Origin of the sequence: Streptomyces sp. NPDC057682, assembly GCF_042799575.1 — a bacterium.
Taxonomy (GTDB): domain Bacteria; phylum Actinomycetota; class Actinomycetes; order Streptomycetales; family Streptomycetaceae; genus Streptomyces.
In genome coordinates, this window is record NZ_JBHVIN010000001.1 from 451,413 (window position 1) to 470,375 (window position 18,963).

Below are 18,963 nucleotides of genomic sequence, written 5' to 3' on the forward strand. Positions count from 1 at the left end.
CGCCGGATGATGAGGATGACGTGACCAGCACATCGATGGAACAGGTCGTGGCGGCGCTCCGTAAGTCGCTCACGGACAACGAGCGGCTGCGCGAGGAGAACGCCCGGCTCACCTCCGAGCGGAACGACCCGATCGCGATCGTGGCCATGGCCTGCCGCTACCCCGGCGGCGCCACCACACCGGAGGACCTGTGGCGGCTGGTCGCCGGGGGCGTCGACACGGTGTCCGGCTTCCCGGCCGACCGGGGCTGGGACCCGGACGTCTACGACCCCGAGCCGGGCGTCCCGGGCAAGTCGTACGCCCGGGACGGTGCGTTCCTGTACGACGCCGCCGCGTTCGACCCGGACTTCTTCGGGATCAGCCCGCGCGAGGCCCTGGCCATGGACCCGCAGCAGCGGCTGCTCCTGGAGGTGTCCTGGGAGGCGATCGAGCGGGCCGGCGTCGACCCGACGACGCTCAAGGGCAGCCGGACCGGGGTCTACGCCGGGGTGATGTACCACGACTACGCGGACGGGGCCGCGGGCAGCTTCGTCTCCGGCCGGGTCGCCTACACCCTGGGCCTGGAGGGCCCGGCGGTCACCATCGACACCGCCTGCTCCTCGTCCCTGGTCGCCCTGCACACGGCGGCCCAGGCCCTGCGCTCCGGCGAGTGCTCGCTCGCCCTCGCGGGCGGGGTGACCGTCATGTCGACGCCGGACATGCTGGTGTACTTCAGCGGGCAGCGGGGCCTCGCCCCCGACGGCCGCTGCAAGCCCTTCGCGGCCGGGGCGGACGGCACGGGCTGGGGCGAGGGCGCGGGCGTGCTGCTCCTGGAGCGGCTGTCCGACGCCCGCCGCAACGGCCACCCCGTCCTCGCCCTCGTCAGTGGTTCGGCCATCAACCAGGACGGCGCATCCAGCGCCATGACCGTCCCCAACGGCCCGGCCCAGCAGCGCGTCATCCGGCACGCCCTCGCGGACGCGGGCCTCACCGCCGCCGAGGTCGACGCCGTCGAGGCCCACGGCACCGGCACCCGTCTCGGCGACCCCATCGAAGCGCAGGCCCTCCTCGCCACCTACGGCCGGGGACGCCCCGAGGACCGGCCCCTCTGGCTCGGCTCGGTGAAGTCCAACTTCGGCCACACGCAGGCGGCGGCCGGTGTCGCGGGCATCATCAAGATGGTCATGGCCCTGCGCCACGGCATCCTCCCCAAGTCCCTCCATGTGGACGCCCCGTCGGACCAGGTCGACTGGTCGGCCGGCCGCGTGGAACTCCTCACCGAGGCCCGCCCCTGGCAGTCCACGGGCCGTCCGAGGCGCGCGGGCATCTCCTCCTTCGGGCTGAGCGGGACGAACGCCCATGTCATCGTCGAGGAGGCCCCCGAGACCCCGGTGACCGAGGAGGCCCCGGCCGCCGCGTTCCCGGCCGCCCCCTGGCCGGTCTCCGCCAAGACCCCCGACGCCCTGGCCGCCCAGGCGGAACGCCTGCTGGCCGTCGCCGGCGACCACCGCCCCGAGGACCTGGCCCACACCCTCGCCACCGCCCGCACCGCCTTCCCCCACCGCGCGGTGGTCCTCGGCCCCGACCGCACCGCCGCCCTCACCGCCCTCGCGACGGGCGAGGACCACCCGGGCCTGATCCGGGGCACCACGCGCACCCTCGGCAAGTCGGCGTTCCTGTTCACGGGGCAGGGTGCGCAGCGGCGCGGCATGGGCCGTGAACTGAACGCGTTCTTCCCGGTGTTCGCGGAGGCCTGGGACGCGGTGTGCGCGGAGGTCGACGCGCATCTCGGGTCGTCGCTACGGGATGTGGTGTGGGGTGAGGACGCGGAGGCGTTGAACGCGACCGCGCTCGCCCAGCCCGCGTTGTTCGCGTTCGAGGTGGCGTTGTTCCGGCTGGTGGAGTCGTGGGGGATCACTCCGGACGTCGTGGTGGGTCACTCGATCGGTGAGCTGGCGGCCGCGCATGTGTCGGGGGTCCTGTCCTTGAGTGACGCGGCCCGGCTGGTGGTCGCCCGGGGCCGGTTGATGCAGGCGCTGCCCGCCGGGGGCGCGATGGTCGCCGTGCAGGCCACCGAAGAAGAAGTCCTGTCCGTTCTCACGGGCGGCGTTTCGCTCGCGGCCGTCAACGGGCCGCAGTCCGTGGTCGTGTCGGGCGTCGAGTCCGAGGCCCTGGCGGTGGGCGAGCACTTCGCCGCGCTGGGCCGTAAGACGAACCGGCTGTCGGTGTCGCACGCGTTCCACTCGTCGCTGATGGAGCCGATGCTCGCCGAGTTCCGTTCCGTGGCCGCCTCGTTGACGTACAGCGAGCCGCGTATTCCGGCGGTCTCGACGGTCACCGGCGAGCTGGCGACCGACTGGCAGTCTCCGGAGTACTGGACCGGTCAGGTCCGGCAAGCCGTGCGGTTCGCCGATGCCGTACGTGCTGCCGAGCGCTTCGGTGCTCGTACGTTCGTGGAGATCGGGCCGGACGCGGTGCTGACCGCCCTGGGTGCGGGCTCGGCCGAGGACGCGGGCAGTGCGTTCGTGCCGCTGGTGCGGCGGAGCCGTGAGGAGCCGGAGTCGCTGGTGGCGGCGCTGGGCCGGTTGTACGCGGACGGGGTGCGGGTCGGCTGGGAGGCGTTCTGGGACGGGGCGGGGGCGCGGCGGGTGGAGCTGCCGACGTACCCGTTCCAGCGCAGCCGCTTCTGGCTGGACGCGGTGCGGCCGGGCGGCGCGGGGCCCGTCCATCCGCTGCTCGGATCGGTGGTGACGCTGGCCGACTCCGGTGGCGCGGTGCTGACGGGGCGGCTGGCGGTGGGCGCGCAGCCGTGGCTCGGTGACCATGTGGTGCGGGACACCGTGCTGTTCCCGGGTGCGGGCTTCGTCGAGCTGGCCGTGCGCGCGGGCGACCACGTGGGCTGCCCGGCGCTGGAGGAACTGGCCCTGCACGCGCCCCTCGTGCTGCCCGCCGACGGTGCCGTCGCCGTGCAGGTCGTGGTCGGTGCCGCCGACGAGACGGCCCGGCGTTCGCTCGGGGTGTACGCGCGGGACGAGAGCCTGCCGGACGCCGACTGGGTGCTGCACGCCGATGGCGTCCTGGCCGAGGACGCGGAGGCACCCGGTTTCGACCTGGCGGCCTGGCCGCCGGCGGGGGCCGAACCTCTCGCCCTGGACGGGGCGTACGAGACGCTGCGCGATCAGGGTCTGGCCTACGGGCCGGCGTTCCAGGGGCTGACGGCCGCCTGGCGGCACGACGGCGCCCTCTACGCCGAAGTCGTCCTCGGCGAGGACGTCTCCGCCGAGGAGTACGGGCTGCACCCGGCCCTGCTGGACGCGGCGATGCACGCCGCGCTGGTGGACGCCGCCGGAGGCGGTGACGGCGGCACGGTGCTGCCGTTCGTGTGGAAGGACGTCCGGCTGTTCGCGGACGGCACGGGCGCGGCCAGGGTACGGATCACCCGGCCCACCCCGGAGAGCCTGGCCCTGGAGATCGCGGATGCCTCCGGTGCGCCGGTCGCGTCGGTCGGCGGGGTCGTCGGCCGGGCCATGGACGCGGCACCCGCCGGGAGCGGCACGGCCACCGACCCGCTGTACCGGGTCGTGTGGCAGCCGGCCGGTTCCGCGCGCCCGCCCGCTCCGGGCGAGGTCACGCGGTGGGAGGACATCCCGGCCGAGGGTGCGGTGACCGGCACCGTCGTGCTGGACTGCGCCGCCCTCGCGGAGGCGTCCGACGACGTGACGGCCGCCGCCCACGCGGTGACCGCGCACGCCCTGGACGTGGTCCAGCGATGGCTGGCCGACCGGCGGTTCGCCGACGCCACCCTCCTCGTCGTCACACGCGGCGCGGTGGCCGTGGCCGACGGCGACCCCCTCGACGTACGGCAGGCCCCGGTGTGGGGGCTGGTGCGGGCCGCGCAGGCGGAGAACCCTGGCCGGTTCGCCCTGCTCGACACGGATGCTCCGGGGGCCGTCGCCCCCGGCGGCGAACCGGAGTCGGCGGTCCGCGACGGGCGGGTGCTGACCTCCCGGCTCGCCCGGGTCACCGTGCCCGCCGGACCCGCGCCGGTGTGGGACACCGACGGGACCGTCCTCGTCACCGGCGGGACCGGCGGTCTCGGCGCGCTCGTGGCCCGCCACCTCGTCGCCGAGCACGGCGTACGGCATCTGCTGCTCGTCGGGCGGCGGGGGGCCGACGCCCCCGGAGCCGCCGGACTCGGCGCGGAGCTGGCGGAGTCGGGGGCCCGGGTCGCGTTCGCCGCCTGCGACGTCGCCGACCGGGACGCCGTGGCCGCGCTGCTCGCCGGAGTGGACCCGGCCCACCCGCTGCGCGCCGTGGTCCACGCGGCCGGTGTCCTCGACGACGCCATGGTCACCGCGCTCACCCCCGAACGCCTCCACGGTGTCCTCGCCCCGAAGGCGGACGCCGCCTGGCATCTGCACGAGCTGAGCCGGGGCCTGGACCTCACCGCGTTCGTCCTGTTCTCCTCCGTCGCCGGCACCCTCGGCTCCACGGGCCAGGCCAACTACGCCGCCGCGAACGCCTTCCTGGACGCGCTCGCCGCCCACCGCCGCGCCGACGGCCTCACCGCCTCGTCCCTCGCCTTCGGGCTCTGGGACACCCCCGGCGGCATGGGCACGCAGCTCGGCTCCGCCGAGCTGGACCGCATGCGCGAGGCCGGAACCCCGGCGATCACCGCCGACCGGGGACTCGCCCTCTTCGACGCGGCGCTGTGCTCCGGCGTCCCCGCCTCCGTCCCCGTCCGCCTCGACCTCGGGGTGCTCCGCGCCCACGCCGACGAGGTCCCGGCGCTGCTGCGCGGTCTCGTACGCGGCCCCGGCCGCCGGACCGCACGCGGCGGCTCCCCGGTGCTGCGCACCCGCCTCGCGGGGCTGACCGGCGACGAGCGGGCGGCCGCCGTCCTGGACCTGGTCCGGACGAAGATCGCCGCCGTCCTCGGCCACGCCTCCGGCGACGCCATCGAACCGGGCCGCGCCTTCGACGAGCTGGGCTTCGACTCGCTGACCGCCGTCGAACTCCGCAACCGGCTCGACGCGGAGACCGGGCTCCGGCTCCCGGCCACGCTGATCTTCGACCACCCGACGGCCGAGGCCGTCGCCGCGTTCGTCCTGACCCTGCTCGACGGGGTGCCGGACGCGGACCGGGAGCAGCCGGCCGCCGCCGTCCGGGCCGACGACGACCCGGTCGTCATCGTGGGCATGGCCTGCCGCTACCCGGGCGGGGTGACCACGCCCGAGGAGCTGTGGACGCTCGTCGCGGACGGGGTGGACGCCATCGCCCCGCTCCCCGACGACCGGGGCTGGGACCCGGACGTGTACGACCCCGAGCCGGGCACGCCGGGGAAGTCGTACGCCCGGGACGGCGGATTCCTGTACGACGCCGCCGAGTTCGACCCCGCGTTCTTCGGGATCAGCCCGCGCGAGGCCCTGACGATGGACCCGCAGCAGCGGCTGCTCCTGGAGGTGTCCTGGGAGGCGATCGAGCGGGCCGGCGTCGACCCGGTGACGCTGAAGGGCAGCCGGACCGGGGTCTACGCCGGGGTGATGTACCACGACTACGCGGGCGGCACGGCGGGCAGCCTCGTCTCCGGCCGCGTCGCGTACACCCTGGGCCTCGAAGGCCCGGCGGTCACCGTCGACACCGCCTGCTCGTCCTCGCTCGTCGCCCTGCACTCGGCCGCCCAGGCCCTGCGCTCCGGGGAATGCTCCCTGGCCCTCGCGGCCGGTGTCACGGTCATGGCGACCCCCGACATGCTCGTCTACTTCAGCGAGCAGCGCGGCCTCTCGCCGGACGGCCGCTGCAAGTCCTTCGGCGCGGGTGCGGACGGCACGGGCTGGGGCGAGGGCGCGGGCGTCCTGCTCCTGGAGCGGCTGTCCGACGCCCGCCGCAACGGCCACCCCGTCCTGGCCGTGGTCAAGGGTTCGGCCCTCAACCAGGACGGCGCGAGCAACGGCCTCACCGCCCCGAACGGCCCCGCTCAGCAGCGCGTCATCCGCCAGGCCCTGTCCGACGCGGGCCTGTCGGCCGCCGAGGTCGACGCCGTGGAGGCGCACGGCACTGGGACGCGTCTCGGTGACCCGATCGAGGCGCAGGCGCTGCTGGCGACGTACGGTCAGGGTCGCGAGGAGGACCGGCCGCTGTGGCTGGGCTCCATCAAGTCGAACATGGGTCACACCCAGGCGGCGGCAGGTGTCGCGGGCATCATCAAGATGGTCATGGCCATGCGTCACGGCGTTCTGCCTCCGACCCTGCACGCGGAGGAGCGCTCGGACCAGATCGACTGGTCGGCCGGTGACGTCTCCCTGCTCACCGAGGCCCGGGAATGGCAGCAGTCCGGCCGCCCGCGCCGCGCCGGCATCTCCTCCTTCGGTCTGAGCGGCACCAACGCCCACGTGATCGTGGAGGAGGCCCCCGCCGCCCCCGCCGAGTCACCGGAGCGCGCCGCCGAACTCCCGGTCACCCCCTGGGTGCTGACCGCGAAGAGCCCCGACGCCCTGGCCGAGCAGGCCCGGCGCCTCCTCGCCCTTCCCGACGGCCACCACCCCACCGACATCGGCCACTCCCTCGCCACGACCCGCTCCCTCTTTGAGCACCGTGCCGTCGTCCTCGCCGATCCCGCCGAGGCCCTGGCCGCCCTGGCCTCCGGCGAGGACCACCCGGAACTGGTACGCGGTGCCGTGACCAAGGGCAAGTCGGCGTTCCTGTTCACGGGGCAGGGTGCGCAGCGGCTGGGGGTGGGGCGTGAACTGCATGCTTCCTTCCCGGTGTTCGCGGAGGCCTTCGACTCGGTCTGTGCGGAGGTCGATGCGCATCTCGGGTCGTCCCTCCGGGACGTGGTGTGGGGGGACGACGCGGACGCGCTGAACGCGACCGGGGTCACTCAGCCCGCGCTGTTCGCCTTCGAGGTGGCGTTGTACCGGCTCGTGGAGTCGTGGGGTGTGATCCCTGATGTCGTGGTGGGGCACTCGATCGGTGAGCTGGCCGCCGCGCATGTCTCGGGGGTGCTGTCGCTGGGCGACGCGGCCCGGCTGGTCGTGGCCCGTGGGCGTCTGATGCAGTCCCTGCCGGCCGGTGGAGCGATGGTCGCCGTACAGGCCACCGAGGACGAGGTTCTGCCCGTCCTGACCGAAGGTGTCTCGATCGCGGCGGTCAACGGGCCGCAGTCCGTCGTCGTCTCCGGTGCGGAGTCCGAGGCTGTGGCGGTGGGCGAGCATTTCGCCGCGCTGGGCCGCAAGACGAGCCGGCTGTCGGTCTCGCACGCGTTCCACTCGTCTCTGATGGAGCCGATGCTCGACGAGTTCCGTTCCATGGCCGCCTCGTTGACGTACGCCGAGCCGCGTATCCCGGCCGTCTCGACCGTCACCGGGGAACTGACCACCGACTGGCAGTCCCCGGAGTACTGGGTCGGTCAGGTGCGGGAAGCCGTGCGCTTCGCGGACGCCGTACGCGCCGCCGAGCGCTTCGGTGCCCGTACGTTCGTCGAGATCGGCCCGGACGCCGTCCTCACCGCCCTCGGAGCCGGTTCGGCCGAGGACGAGAACAGTGCCTTCGTGCCGCTGGTGCGGCGGAACCGTCCCGAGGCGTCCTCCCTTGTCGGGGGCGTGGGGCGGGTGTTCGTGGGCGGTGGCCGGATGGACTGGGAGGCGTTCTACGCCCGCGCGGGGGCGCGGCGGGTGGAGCTGCCGACGTACGCGTTCCAGCGGTCGCGGTACTGGATGGAGGCGCCCGTGTCCGGCGGTGGCGGGGTCGCCGCGTCCGGGCAGGTCGCGCTCGACCATCCGGTGCTGCGGGCGGCGGTCGTGCTGCCGGACGACGGCGGGGCGGTGCTGACCGGGCGGCTGTCCGCCGGGACGCACGGCTGGATCACCGACCACAACGTGCTCGGCAGCGTGCTGCTCCCGGGGACCGGCTTCGTCGAACTGGCGGTCCGCGCGGGCGAACTGCTCGACTGCGGGCTGCTGGAGGAACTGACCCTCCAGGCCCCCCTGCTTCTCCAGCCCCTCGGCGGCATCGCCGTCCAGGTGGCCGTAGGAGCGGCGGACGAGACCGGGCGGCGTACGGTCTCCGTCCACTCGCGGGCCGACGACCACCCGGGCCTGCCGTGGACCCGGCACGCGGAAGGCGTGCTGGCGCCGGTGGCGGACCGGGAGCCGGACGACGGGCTCATGGAGTGGCCGCCGGCCGGGGCCGAGGAGCTGACGGTCGACGGGGCCTACGAGGGTCTGGCCGCTGCCGGCTATCACTACGGGCCGGTGTTCCAGGGGCTGACGGCGGCCTGGAAGCGCGGCGAGGAACTGTACGCGGAGGTCCGGCTTCCGGAGTCGGCGCACGAGGACGCGGCCCGGTTCGGGCTGCACCCGGCGCTGCTGGACGCGGCCATGCACGTCGGGCTGCTCGCGATACCCGACCGCGAGGACGGCGGGCAGACGCTGCTCCCCTTCGCGTGGAACGGGGTCGCCCTGCACTCCGCCGGTGCCTCCGCGCTCCGGGTGCGGATCACGCCGGTCGCCCAGCAGGACGGTCTCTCGCTGACCGTCGCCGACGAGTACGGGCGTTCCGTGCTGTCGGTCGAATCGCTGCTCTCCCGGCCCGTGTGGGACCAGCCGTCCGCGTCGGACGCGCTGTTCCGGGTGGAGTGGCAGCCCGTTCCGCTGGGTGAGGCGGTGGTCGGTGACACGGGGTCCGCCGTGTTCGTCAGCGAGGTCCGTGACCCGGGCCGGGACGTGCCGGACGCGGTGCGCGGCACGGTCGGGGACGCCCTGGCCGCCGTACAGGACTGGCTGTCCGAGGAGCGTCCCGAGGGCGCGGTGCTGGCCGTCGTCACCCGCGACGCCGTCGCCGTGGCGGACGGGGGGCCGGTGGAGGTGCGGCAGGCCCCCGTCTGGGGTCTGGTGCGCGCCGCGCAGGCCGAGAACCCGGGCAGGTTCGTCCTGATCGACTCCGACGGGTCGGTGCCCTGGGAGCGGCTGGCCGCCCTGGGCGAGCCGGAGGTGCTGGTCCGGGACGGAGAGGTGCGCGTCCCCCGGCTCGTTCCGGCGGGGGCCCCCGACGCGGAGGCCGAACCGGTGTGGGACGCCGACGGAACCGTGCTGGTCACCGGGGGCACCGGGGGTCTCGGCGCCCGGGTCGCCCGGCATCTCGTCGTCGAGCGCGGTGTGCGGAATCTGCTGCTCCTCGGGCGGCGGGGCGCCTCCGCCCCGGGCGTGGCCGAGCTGGTCGCGGAGCTGACCGGGCTCGGCGCGGCCGTCGAGGTGGCCGCCTGCGACGCCGGCGACCGGGAGGCCCTGGCCGCCGTGATCGGCGGTGTCGCTCCGGCGCACCCGCTGACCGGTGTCGTCCATGTCGCCGGGGTCGCCGACAACGGCATGGCCGGGGCGCTGACGCCCGAGCGGGTCGACGCGGTGCTGCGTCCCAAGGCGGACGCGGCCTGGTACCTCCATGAGCTGACCCGGGACCTGGACCTGTCGGCGTTCGTGATGTTCTCCTCGGCCGGCGGGCTCGTCCTGGCCGCCGGGCAGGGCAACTACGCCGCCGCGAACGTCTTCCTGGACGCCCTCGCCGCTCACCGACGGTCCGAGGGGCTGGTGGCCTCCGCGATGGCCTTCGGGCTCTGGAACGTCGACACCGGCATGGCCTCCCACCTCGGCGAGGCCGACCTGGACCGGATGCGCAGGTCCGGCATGCCCGCGCTCTCCGAGGCGGAAGGGCTGGCGCTCTTCGACGCGGCGCTCGCCTCCGGCCTGGCGGCCACCGTGCCGCTGCGCGTGGACGCGAACGCCCTGCGCGCCCGGACCGACGAACTCCCCGCCCTGCTGCGGGCCTTCGCCCCGCCCGCCCGTAAGCGCGGTGCGGCCGGAGGTTCGAAGGGGGCCTGGCTGGCCGCCCGGATCGCCGGGTGCGACGAGGAGGAGCGGACCGCGCTCGTCCTGGAGGCCGTACGGAACCAGGCGGCGGCCGTCCTCGGCCACGCCTCGGGCGAGGCGATCGAACCCGACCGGGCCTTCGGCGAGCTGGGCTTCGACTCGCTGGGCTCGGTGGAGCTGCGCAACCAGCTCACGGCGGTCAGCGGGGTGCGGCTCCCGGCCACGCTGATCTTCGACTACCCGAGCGCGGCGGAGGTCGCCACCTACATCGTGGCGCGGCTGGCGCCCGCCGTGACCGTGTCCCGGGCGGAGGCGGACCTCGAACGGCTGGAGGCCCTGCTGACGACCGACGCCCCGCCGCAGGGGCCCGAACGTGTCCGGTTCGTCCAGCGCCTCCGGGAGCTGGCCGGCCGGCTCGACGCACCACTCTTCGGCGCGGAAGAGGGGTATGCCGGTCCGGAGATCCCGGAGCCCGGCCAGGACCTCGGCGAGGTCACCGCGGACGAGCTGTTCGACATCCTCGACAACGAGCTCGGCACCTCCGCCACCCCCTGACAGGCCCCCGTATCCACGGCCTCCGGCCGGGGCGCGCGGTAGCTGGACCACAGCCGCCGCGCACCCCGGCCTTCCGCGTACCCGGAGACGTGCTCGGACGCGTGCGCAAAAGCCTCTGCGCGCCCGCGTTCTCCCCCGCCTTTCCCCTGCTTTTCCCCTGCCCGACCGGGGCCCGCGGCAGGGGTGGGCTAAGGGTAGGCCGCCCCTCGGAGCGCTCAGTAGCGTTCACATCCGATCAGCGTTGGACGCCGCGTGAGTGAGTCGCCACGGATCGTCGACCAGAGGGAGTAGGTCTCGGTGAGCAACGAGGAGCGACTTCTCGATTACCTGAAGCGGGCCACGACCGACCTGCGGGAGGTGCGCCGCCAACTGGCGGACGCCGAGCGCCGCCTGGAGGCGGCCGGCCCGTCCGGCCGCGCCGCGCACCACGACGATCCGGTGGTCGTCGTCGGCATGGGCTGCCGCTACCCCGGCGGAGTCACCACCCCCGAGGAGCTGTGGACGCTCGTCGCGGACGGCACCGACGCCATCGGAGCGTTCCCGGACGACCGGGGCTGGGACCCCGAGGTGTACGACCCCGAGCCCGGCACCCCCGGACGCACCTACGCCCGCGAGGGCGGATTCCTCTACGACGCCCCCGACTTCGAACCGGTCCTCTTCGGGATCAGCCCCAACGAGGCCCTGGTCACCGACCCGCAGCAGCGGCTCCTCCTCGAAGTCTCCTGGGAGGCGATCGAGCGCGCCGGAATCGACCCGACGACGCTCAAGGGCTCCGACACCGGGGTGTTCGCCGGGGTGATGTACCACGACTACGCGCTCGGCGCGGAGCCCGGCAGCACCACCGCCGGCAGCGTGGTCTCCGGCCGCGTCGCGTACACCCTGGGCCTGGAGGGTCCGGCGGTCAGCGTCGACACCGCGTGCTCGTCCTCCCTGGTGGCCCTGCACCTGGCGGTCCGGGCCCTGCGCGACGGCGAGTGCTCCCTGGCCCTGGCGGGCGGGGTGACGGTCATGTCGACCCCCGACATGTTCGTCTACTTCAGCACCCAGCAGGGGCTGGCCTCCGACGGGCGCTCCAAGTCCTTCTCCGCCTCCGCCGACGGGGTCGCCCTCTCCGAAGGGGCGGGGGTGCTGCTCCTGGAGCGGCTCTCCGACGCCCGCCGCAACGGCCACCCCGTCCTCGCCGTCCTCCGCGGCTCCGCCCTCAACCAGGACGGCGCCAGCAACGGACTGACCGCCCCCAACGGCCCCGCCCAGCAGCGCGTCATCCGCCGCGCCCTGGAGGACGCGGGCCTCACGGCGGCCGAGGTCGACGCCGTCGAGGCCCACGGCACCGGCACGACCCTCGGCGACCCGATCGAGGCCCAGGCGCTCCTGGAGACGTACGGCAGGGAGCGCTCCGCCGACCGGCCGCTGTGGCTGGGCTCCATCAAGTCCAACATGGGGCACAGCCAGGCCGCCGCCGGTGTCGCCGGGATCATCAAGATGGTCATGGCGCTGCGCCACGGCACCCTGCCGAAGTCGCTGTACGCGGACCTGCCGTCGGACAAGGTCGACTGGGCGGACGGCGCGGTCGAGCTGCTGGCCGAATCCCGGCCCTGGACGCCGGGCGGCGCCGTGCGGCGGGCCGGGGTGTCCTCCTTCGGGATCAGCGGGACGAACGCGCACGTGATCGTCGAGGAGGCGCCGGAAGAGACGGGGGAGACGGCCGTGCGGGCCGCGCTCCCCGTGGTTCCTTGGGTGGTGTCGGCGAAGTCGGGGCATTCCCTCAGTGCCCAGGCCGCCCGCCTGCGGGAACAGGCCCTGGGGGAGTCCGGTGCCGATGCGGCGGACATCGGGCTCTCCCTGGCCACCACACGCACCGCCTTCACCCATCGCGCGGTCGTCCTCGGCCACCACGCGGACGCCCTCGCCGCGCTCGCGGCGGGCGAGGAGCACCCGGCCGTCGTCACCGGCCGCACGGGACGCGTCGGCCGCACCGCCTTCCTCTTCACCGGACAGGGCGCGCAGCGGCTCGGCATGGGCCGTGAACTGTACGACGGCTTCCCGGTGTTCGCGGAGGCGTGGGACGCGGTGTGCGCGGAGATCGACGCGCATCTCGGGTCGTCGCTCGCGGACGTGGTGTGGGGGGAGGACGCGGACGCGCTGAACGCGACCGGGATCGCCCAGCCCGCGCTGTTCGCCTTCGAGGTCGCGCTGTACCGGCTCATGGAGGCCTGGGGCGTGACCCCGGACGTCGTGGTGGGTCACTCGATCGGTGAGCTGGCCGCCGCGCACGTCTCGGGGGTGCTGTCGCCGGCCGACGCGGCCCGGCTGGTGGTGGCCCGGGGCCGGCTGATGCAGGCCCTGCCCCCGGGCGGTGCCATGGTCGCCGTCCAGGCCGCCGAGGACGAGGTCCGGCCGCTGCTGACCGACGGGGTGTCGATCGCCGCCGTCAACGGACCCGAGGCCGTCGTCGTCTCCGGAGGGGAGACGGAGGCCCTGGCCGTGGGCGAGCACTTCGCCGCGCTGGGCCGCAAGACGAGCAGGCTGTCCGTGTCGCACGCGTTCCACTCCTCGCTGATGGAGCCGATGCTCGACGCGTTCCGGGCCGTCGCACAGGAGTTGACGTACGCCGAACCGCGCGTCCCGGCGGTCTCGACCGTGACCGGCGGGCCGGGGCCGGACTGGCGCTCGCCGGAGTACTGGGTGGGCCAGGTCCGCGAAGCCGTCCGGTTCGCCGACGCCGTACGGGCCGCCGAGGAGCTGGGCGCCCGCACCTTCGTGGAGATCGGCCCCGACGCCGTCCTCGCCGCCCTCGCCGCCGCTTCCGTCACCGACGAGGACACCGCCCTCGTGCCCCTCCAGCGCAGGAACCGGAACGAGGCGGAGTCCCTGGTCGGCGGAGCCGGCCGGCTGTACGCGCACGGGGTCCGCGTCGACTGGGCGGCGTACTTCGCCGGTTCGGGCGCGCGCCGGGTCGAGCTGCCCACGTACGCCTTCCGGCGCAGCCGCTTCTGGGTGGCGGGCGGCGGAGCCGGCGGGGCCGCCGCCCCCGCCCCCGTACCCGTCCACGACGAGCCGACCGCCGAGGAGGCGCAGCGGGCCGCGGCCGGGCTGCGGGCCCGGCTCGACGGGCTCGGGGCGGCCGAGCGGGGCCGGGTGCTGCTGGGGCTGGTGCGGACGCATGTGGCGGCCGTCCTCGGCCATGACTCCGTCGCGGTCGTGGAGACCGACCTGGCGTTCCGGGACATGGGCTTCGACTCGCTGGCCGCCGTGGAACTGCGCAAGCGGCTCACCGCGGCCGCCGGCTGCGATCTGCCCGCCACGCTGATCTTCGACTACCCGACCCCGCGCGCCGTCGCCGTGTTCCTCGCGGAGCGGCTGGAGTCCGAGGCCGGAGGCGGCGACCGGGCCGCCGAGCTGCTGGCCGAACTGGACCGGATCGAGGACGTGCTCGGCGGGTTCCCCGCCGCAGGCGGCGACGCCGAGACGGTCAGCGCCCGCGCGGACGCGATCACCGCCCGGCTGGAGGGCATCGTGCGGCGCTGGCGCGACGCCCAGGGCGACCCGGCCGCGGCCGGGGACGGACCCGACTTCGAAACGGTCACCGACGAGGAGCTGTTCGACGTGCTCGACAGCGAATTCGGCATCTCCTAGCCAGCGATCAGCTGCAGATTGGTTGAGGTTCGATGAGCAACGACGACAAGCTCCGGGACTATCTGAAGCGTGCCACCGCCGAACTCCAGCGCACCCGCCGTCAGTTGTCCGAGGCCGAGGCGCGGAGCAACGAGCCGGTCGCGATCGTGGCGATGGGCTGCCGGTTCCCCGGCGGCATCACCTCGCCCGAGGAGCTGTGGCAGCTGGTGGACTCCGGCCGGGACGCCGTCTCGCTCTTCCCGGACGGCCGCGGCTGGGACATGGACGCCCTGTACGACCCCGAGCCGTCCACGCCCGGCAAGACGTACTGCCGGGAGGGCGGATTCCTCCACGACGCGGGGGAGTTCGACGCGGACTTCTTCCGGATCAGCCCGCGCGAGGCCCGGGACACCGACCCGCAGCAGCGGCTGCTCCTGGAGGTGTCCTGGGAGACCGTCGAGCGGGCCGGGATCGACCCGACCTCGCTGAAGGGCAGCAGGACCGGGGTGTTCGCCGGGGTCGTCTACCACGACTACCCGGGCGGCGGCGGCACCGGCGGCCTGGCGAGCGTCGCCTCCGGGCGGGTGGCGTACACCCTGGGCCTGGAGGGCCCCGCCGTCACCGTCGACACCGCCTGCTCCTCCTCGCTCGTCGCCCTCCACCTCGCCGTCCAGTCCGTGCGCAGCGGTGAGTGCGGTCTCGCGCTCGCGGGCGGGGTCACCGTCATGGCGAGCCCGGACTCCTTCGTGGGCTTCAGCCAGGACCGGGGCCTCGCCCCCGACGGCCGGTGCAAGTCCTTCGCGAACGCCGCCGACGGCACGACCTGGTCCGAGGGCGCGGGCATGCTCCTCGTCGAACGGCTCTCCGACGCCCGCCGCAACGGCCACCCCGTCCTCGCCGTCATCCGCGGCTCCGCCATGAACTCCGACGGCGCGTCCAACGGACTCACCGCGCCCAACGGCCCCTCCCAGCAGCGGGTCATCCAGCAGGCCCTGGCATCCGGCGGGCTCGCCCCCGCCGATGTCGACGCCGTCGAGGCGCACGGCACCGGCACCACCCTCGGCGACCCCATCGAGGCCCAGGCCCTCATCGCCGCCTACGGGCGCGAGCGCTCGCCCGAACAGCCGCTGTGGCTCGGGTCGTTCAAGTCGAACATCGGGCACTCCCAGGCCGCCGCCGGGGTCGGCGGCATCATCAAGATGGTGCAGGCGATGAAGGCCGGGGTGCTGCCCCGCACCCTGCACGTGGACGAGCCCAGCCACAACGTCGACTGGAGCGCCGGCAGCGTACGGCTGCTCACCGAACCGGTCGCCTGGCCGGACCTCGGCCGCGCCAAGCGCGCCGGGGTGTCGTCCTTCGGGCTCAGCGGCACCAACGTCCACGTCATCGTGGAGGAGCCCCCCGCCGCCCCGGAGGAGACCCCGGAGCCCGGCGGGGCCGTCGCCGGGGCCCCCCGGTTCGTGCCCGTGCCGCTGTCCGCCCGGCGCCCCGAGGCGCTGGCCGCGCAGGCCGCCCGGCTCGCGGACCACCTGGAGGCCCATCCGGACCGCGCGGTCACCGACACCGCCTGGTCGCTGGCCACCACCCGTGCCGCCCTGGAACACCGTGCCGTGCTCGTCGCGGACACGGAGGCCGGGACCGGTGAGCTGGTCCGCGCGCTGCGGGCCCTCGCGGACGGTTCCCCCGAGGCCGCGGGCGCGGTCGTCGGGGACGCCCGGCCCGACGCCCTGAGCGCGGTCCTGTTCACCGGGCAGGGCGCGCAGCGCCTGGGCATGGGCCGCGAACTGCACGCCGCGTACCCGGTGTTCGCACGCGCCTTCGACGAGGCGGTCGACGCGCTGGACGCCCATCTGGACACCTCGCTGCGCGCCGCGATGTGGGGCGAGGACCGGGACCTGCTCGACGGTACGGGGCTGGCGCAGCCCGCGCTGTTCGCCTGCGAGGTGGCGCTGTACCGGCTCGTCGAGTCGTGGGGGATGCGCCCGGACTTCCTGGCCGGGCACTCCGTCGGCGAGTTCGCCGTCGCCCATGTCGCCGGGGTGCTGACCCTGGCGGACGCGGCCCGGCTGGTCGCCGCGCGCGGCCGGCTGATGGGGGCCCTGCCGGCGGGCGGCGCGATGATCGCCGTCGAGGCGTCCGAGGACGAGGTGACGCCGCTGCTCACCCAGGACACCGGGATCGCCGCGCTCAACGGGTCGCGCGCGGTGATCGTGTCCGGGGAGGAGAGCGACGCGCTGGCCGTCGCCGCGCACTTCAGCGCCCTGGGCCGGCGCACCAAGCGGCTCGCCGTGTCGCACGCCTTCCACTCGCCGCTGATGGAGCCGATGCTCGACGCGTTCCGCGCCGAGGCCGAGTCCGTCGTCTACGGCACCGCCCGCATCCCGGTCGTTTCCACCGTCACCGGCGAACCGGCCGGGGACGACGAACTGGGCTGCGCCGACTACTGGGTCCGCCACGTCCGGGCGAGCGTCCGCTTCGGCGACGCGGTCCGCACGCTCGCGGCCAAGGGCGTCCACACCTTCCTGGAGCTGGGCCCGGACGCCGCGCTCACCCCGCTCGGCCCGGACTGCCTGGCCGGTGCGGACGAGGTGGTGGAGGGCGCCGAGCAGCCGGTGTTCACGGCCGCGCTGCGGCGGGGCCGCGACGAGGTCCGGTCCCTGGCCGAGGCCGTCGCGCTCGCCCACACCCGCGGCGTCCCCGTCGACTGGAGCGCCTGCTTCACCGCGGCCGGACACCGCCCGCACCGGGTGGACCTGCCCACCTACGCCTTCCGGCACCGCACCTACTGGGCCGCCCCGGCGGACACCGGCACCCCGGGGACGGACCCGGCGGCGGACCCGGGCGAGGCCCGGTTCTGGGAGGCCGTGGAGCGCGAGGACGCGAACGGACTGGCCGAACGGCTCGGCATCGACCCGGCCGATCTCGCCCCCGTGCTGCCCGCGCTCACCACCTGGCGGGCGGGCCGGCGCGAGGCCGCGGCCGTGGACGCGCTGCGCTACCGGGTCTCCTGGGCCCCGGTCGCCGAACCCGTCCCGGCCGCCCCGCTCACCGGGGACTGGCTGGTCGTCCACCCCGAGGCGGAGCGCCCCCTCGCGGACGCCCTCGCCGAGGCCCTGACCGCCCGGGGCGCCACCCCGGTCCTGATCACCGGCGGCACACTCCCCGAGGCGGCGGCCGACCCGTCCGGGATCGTCAGCCTGCTCGCGCTCGACACCGCCGACCACCCCGGCCGCCCCGCCCTGTCCCAGGGGCTCGCGGACACCGCGGAGCTGCTGCGGCAGACCGCCGCACGGGGGTGGGCGGCGCCCGTGTGGTGCCTGACCCGGGGCGCCGTCGCCACCGACGACGGCGACGCGGCGGCCCATCCCGTGGACCCCGCGCAGACCGCCGTCTGGGGGCTCGGCGCGGCCCTCGCCCTGGAGGCCCCCGACACCTGGGGCGGCCTCGCCGACCTCCCGGCCGGGGATGCGGCCCCGGACCCGGCGGCCCTGCTCCGGCTCTGCGACACCCTCGCCGGGGCCACCGGCGAGGACCAGATCGCGGTCCGCCGCCAAGGGGTCTTCGCCCGTCGCCTGGTCCGCCCGGACCGGCCCGACCCGGCCGGCCCCTGGCAGGCCCGGGGCACCGTCCTGGTCACCGGCGGCACCGGCGGGATCGGCGCCCATGTGGCGCGGATGCTCGCCGCCGACGGGGCCGAGCACATCGTCCTGGCCGGCCGCCGCGGCGCCGACGCCCCCGGGGTCGCCGGACTCGTCGAGGAGCTGGGCACGAGCGGCGCCCGGGTCTCCGTCGCCGCCTGCGACATGGCGGACCGGGACGCCGTGCGCACCCTGCTCGACGGGCTGACCGGGCTCACCGCCGTCTTCCACGCCGCCGGGCTCCCGCAGCGCATCGCCCCGCTCACCGAACTGACCGCCGACGATCTGGCGGAGGTCGCCGCCGCCAAGGTGCTCGGCGCCCGCCACCTCGACGCCCTCCTCGGCGACACCCCGCTCGACGCGTTCGTCCTGTTCTCCTCCGGCGCAGCCGTCTGGGGCAGCGCCGGGCAGGCCGCGTACGGCAGCGCCAACGCCTACCTCGACGGACTCGCCCACCGCCGGCGCGCCCGGGGCCTCGCCGCCACGTCGGTGGCCTGGGGCTCCTGGGACGGCGGCATGGTGGACGCCGAACTCGCCGCCGTCATGCGCCGGATGGGCGCCCCCGCGATGGACCCGGCCCTCGCCGTCGGCGCACTGCGCCGGATCCTCGCCGGGCGCGGATCGCACGCGGTCGTCGCCGACTTCGACTGGGAGCGGTTCGCCCCCACGTACGTCCTGGCCCGGCCGCGCCCGCTCCTGGACGCGCTGCCCGAGGTACGGGCCGCACTCGGCGCCGACGGCACCCCGGAGTCCGCCGGTGGCGACTCGGCGCTCGCGGACCGGCTGGCCACGCTGTCCCCGTCCGAGCAGGGGGCCGTCCTGCTCGACCTGGTCCGCACCCATGTGGCCGCCCTGCTCGGCTACGAGGGACCGTCCGAGGTCGCGCCCGAACGCGGCTTCACCGACCTCGGCTTCGACTCCGTGGCCGCCGTCGACCTGCGCACCAAGCTCGTCGCGGCGACCGGGCGCCCGCTGCCCACCAGCATGATCTACGACCACCCCAGCCCCGGCGCGCTCGCCGCCCATCTCCGGTCCGAGCTGTGCGAGGACGACGGCGACGGCGAGTTCCCGGTGCTGGCCCAGCTCGACCGCCTGGAGGAGGCGGCGTCCGGGCTCGCCGCCGAGGACATCGAGGCGACCAGGATCACGGCCCGGCTCCAGGCCCTGCTGGCCACGCTGACCGGCACGCTCGACGCCCGGTCCGGCGACACCGGCCCGAACGTCGGCGACCAGCTCGAATCCGCGTCGGCCGACGACATCTTCGCCTTCATCGACAACGAACTCGGCCTCACCTGACCCGACCGCGGGCGGCC

The 18,963-nt window shown here is 75.3% G+C and carries 2 protein-coding genes and 1 pseudogene; all 3 read left to right on the plus strand.

All coding sequences use genetic code 11. The features are described 5' to 3' along the window. The first annotated feature begins 20 nt into the window (after nt 1-20). The 3 genes and pseudogenes from ACFVDM_RS02030 (at nt 21) to ACFVDM_RS02040 (ending at nt 18,946) form a co-directional block, all read left to right on the plus strand. Complete coding sequence (locus ACFVDM_RS02030) at nt 21-10,397, plus strand: SDR family NAD(P)-dependent oxidoreductase (RefSeq protein WP_383631680.1); 10,377 nt, start codon at nt 21-23, stop codon at nt 10,395-10,397. Between the two features lie 330 nt (nt 10,398-10,727). Further along, nucleotides 10,728-14,033, plus strand: a pseudogene (locus tag ACFVDM_RS02035) (type I polyketide synthase); the annotation flags it as partial. Between the two features lie 32 nt (nt 14,034-14,065). Beyond that, a complete protein-coding gene (locus ACFVDM_RS02040) occupies nt 14,066-18,946 on the plus strand; it encodes a type I polyketide synthase (RefSeq protein WP_383631683.1) in 4,881 nt (1,626 codons plus the stop codon). Nucleotides 18,947-18,963 lie beyond the last annotated feature (17 nt).

What these genes read in the sequence shown, in the direction of transcription:
- ACFVDM_RS02040 (WP_383631683.1), top strand. Translation starts at nt 14,066, where the DNA reads ATGAGCAACGACGACAAGCTCCGGGACTATCTGAAGCGTGCCACCGCC.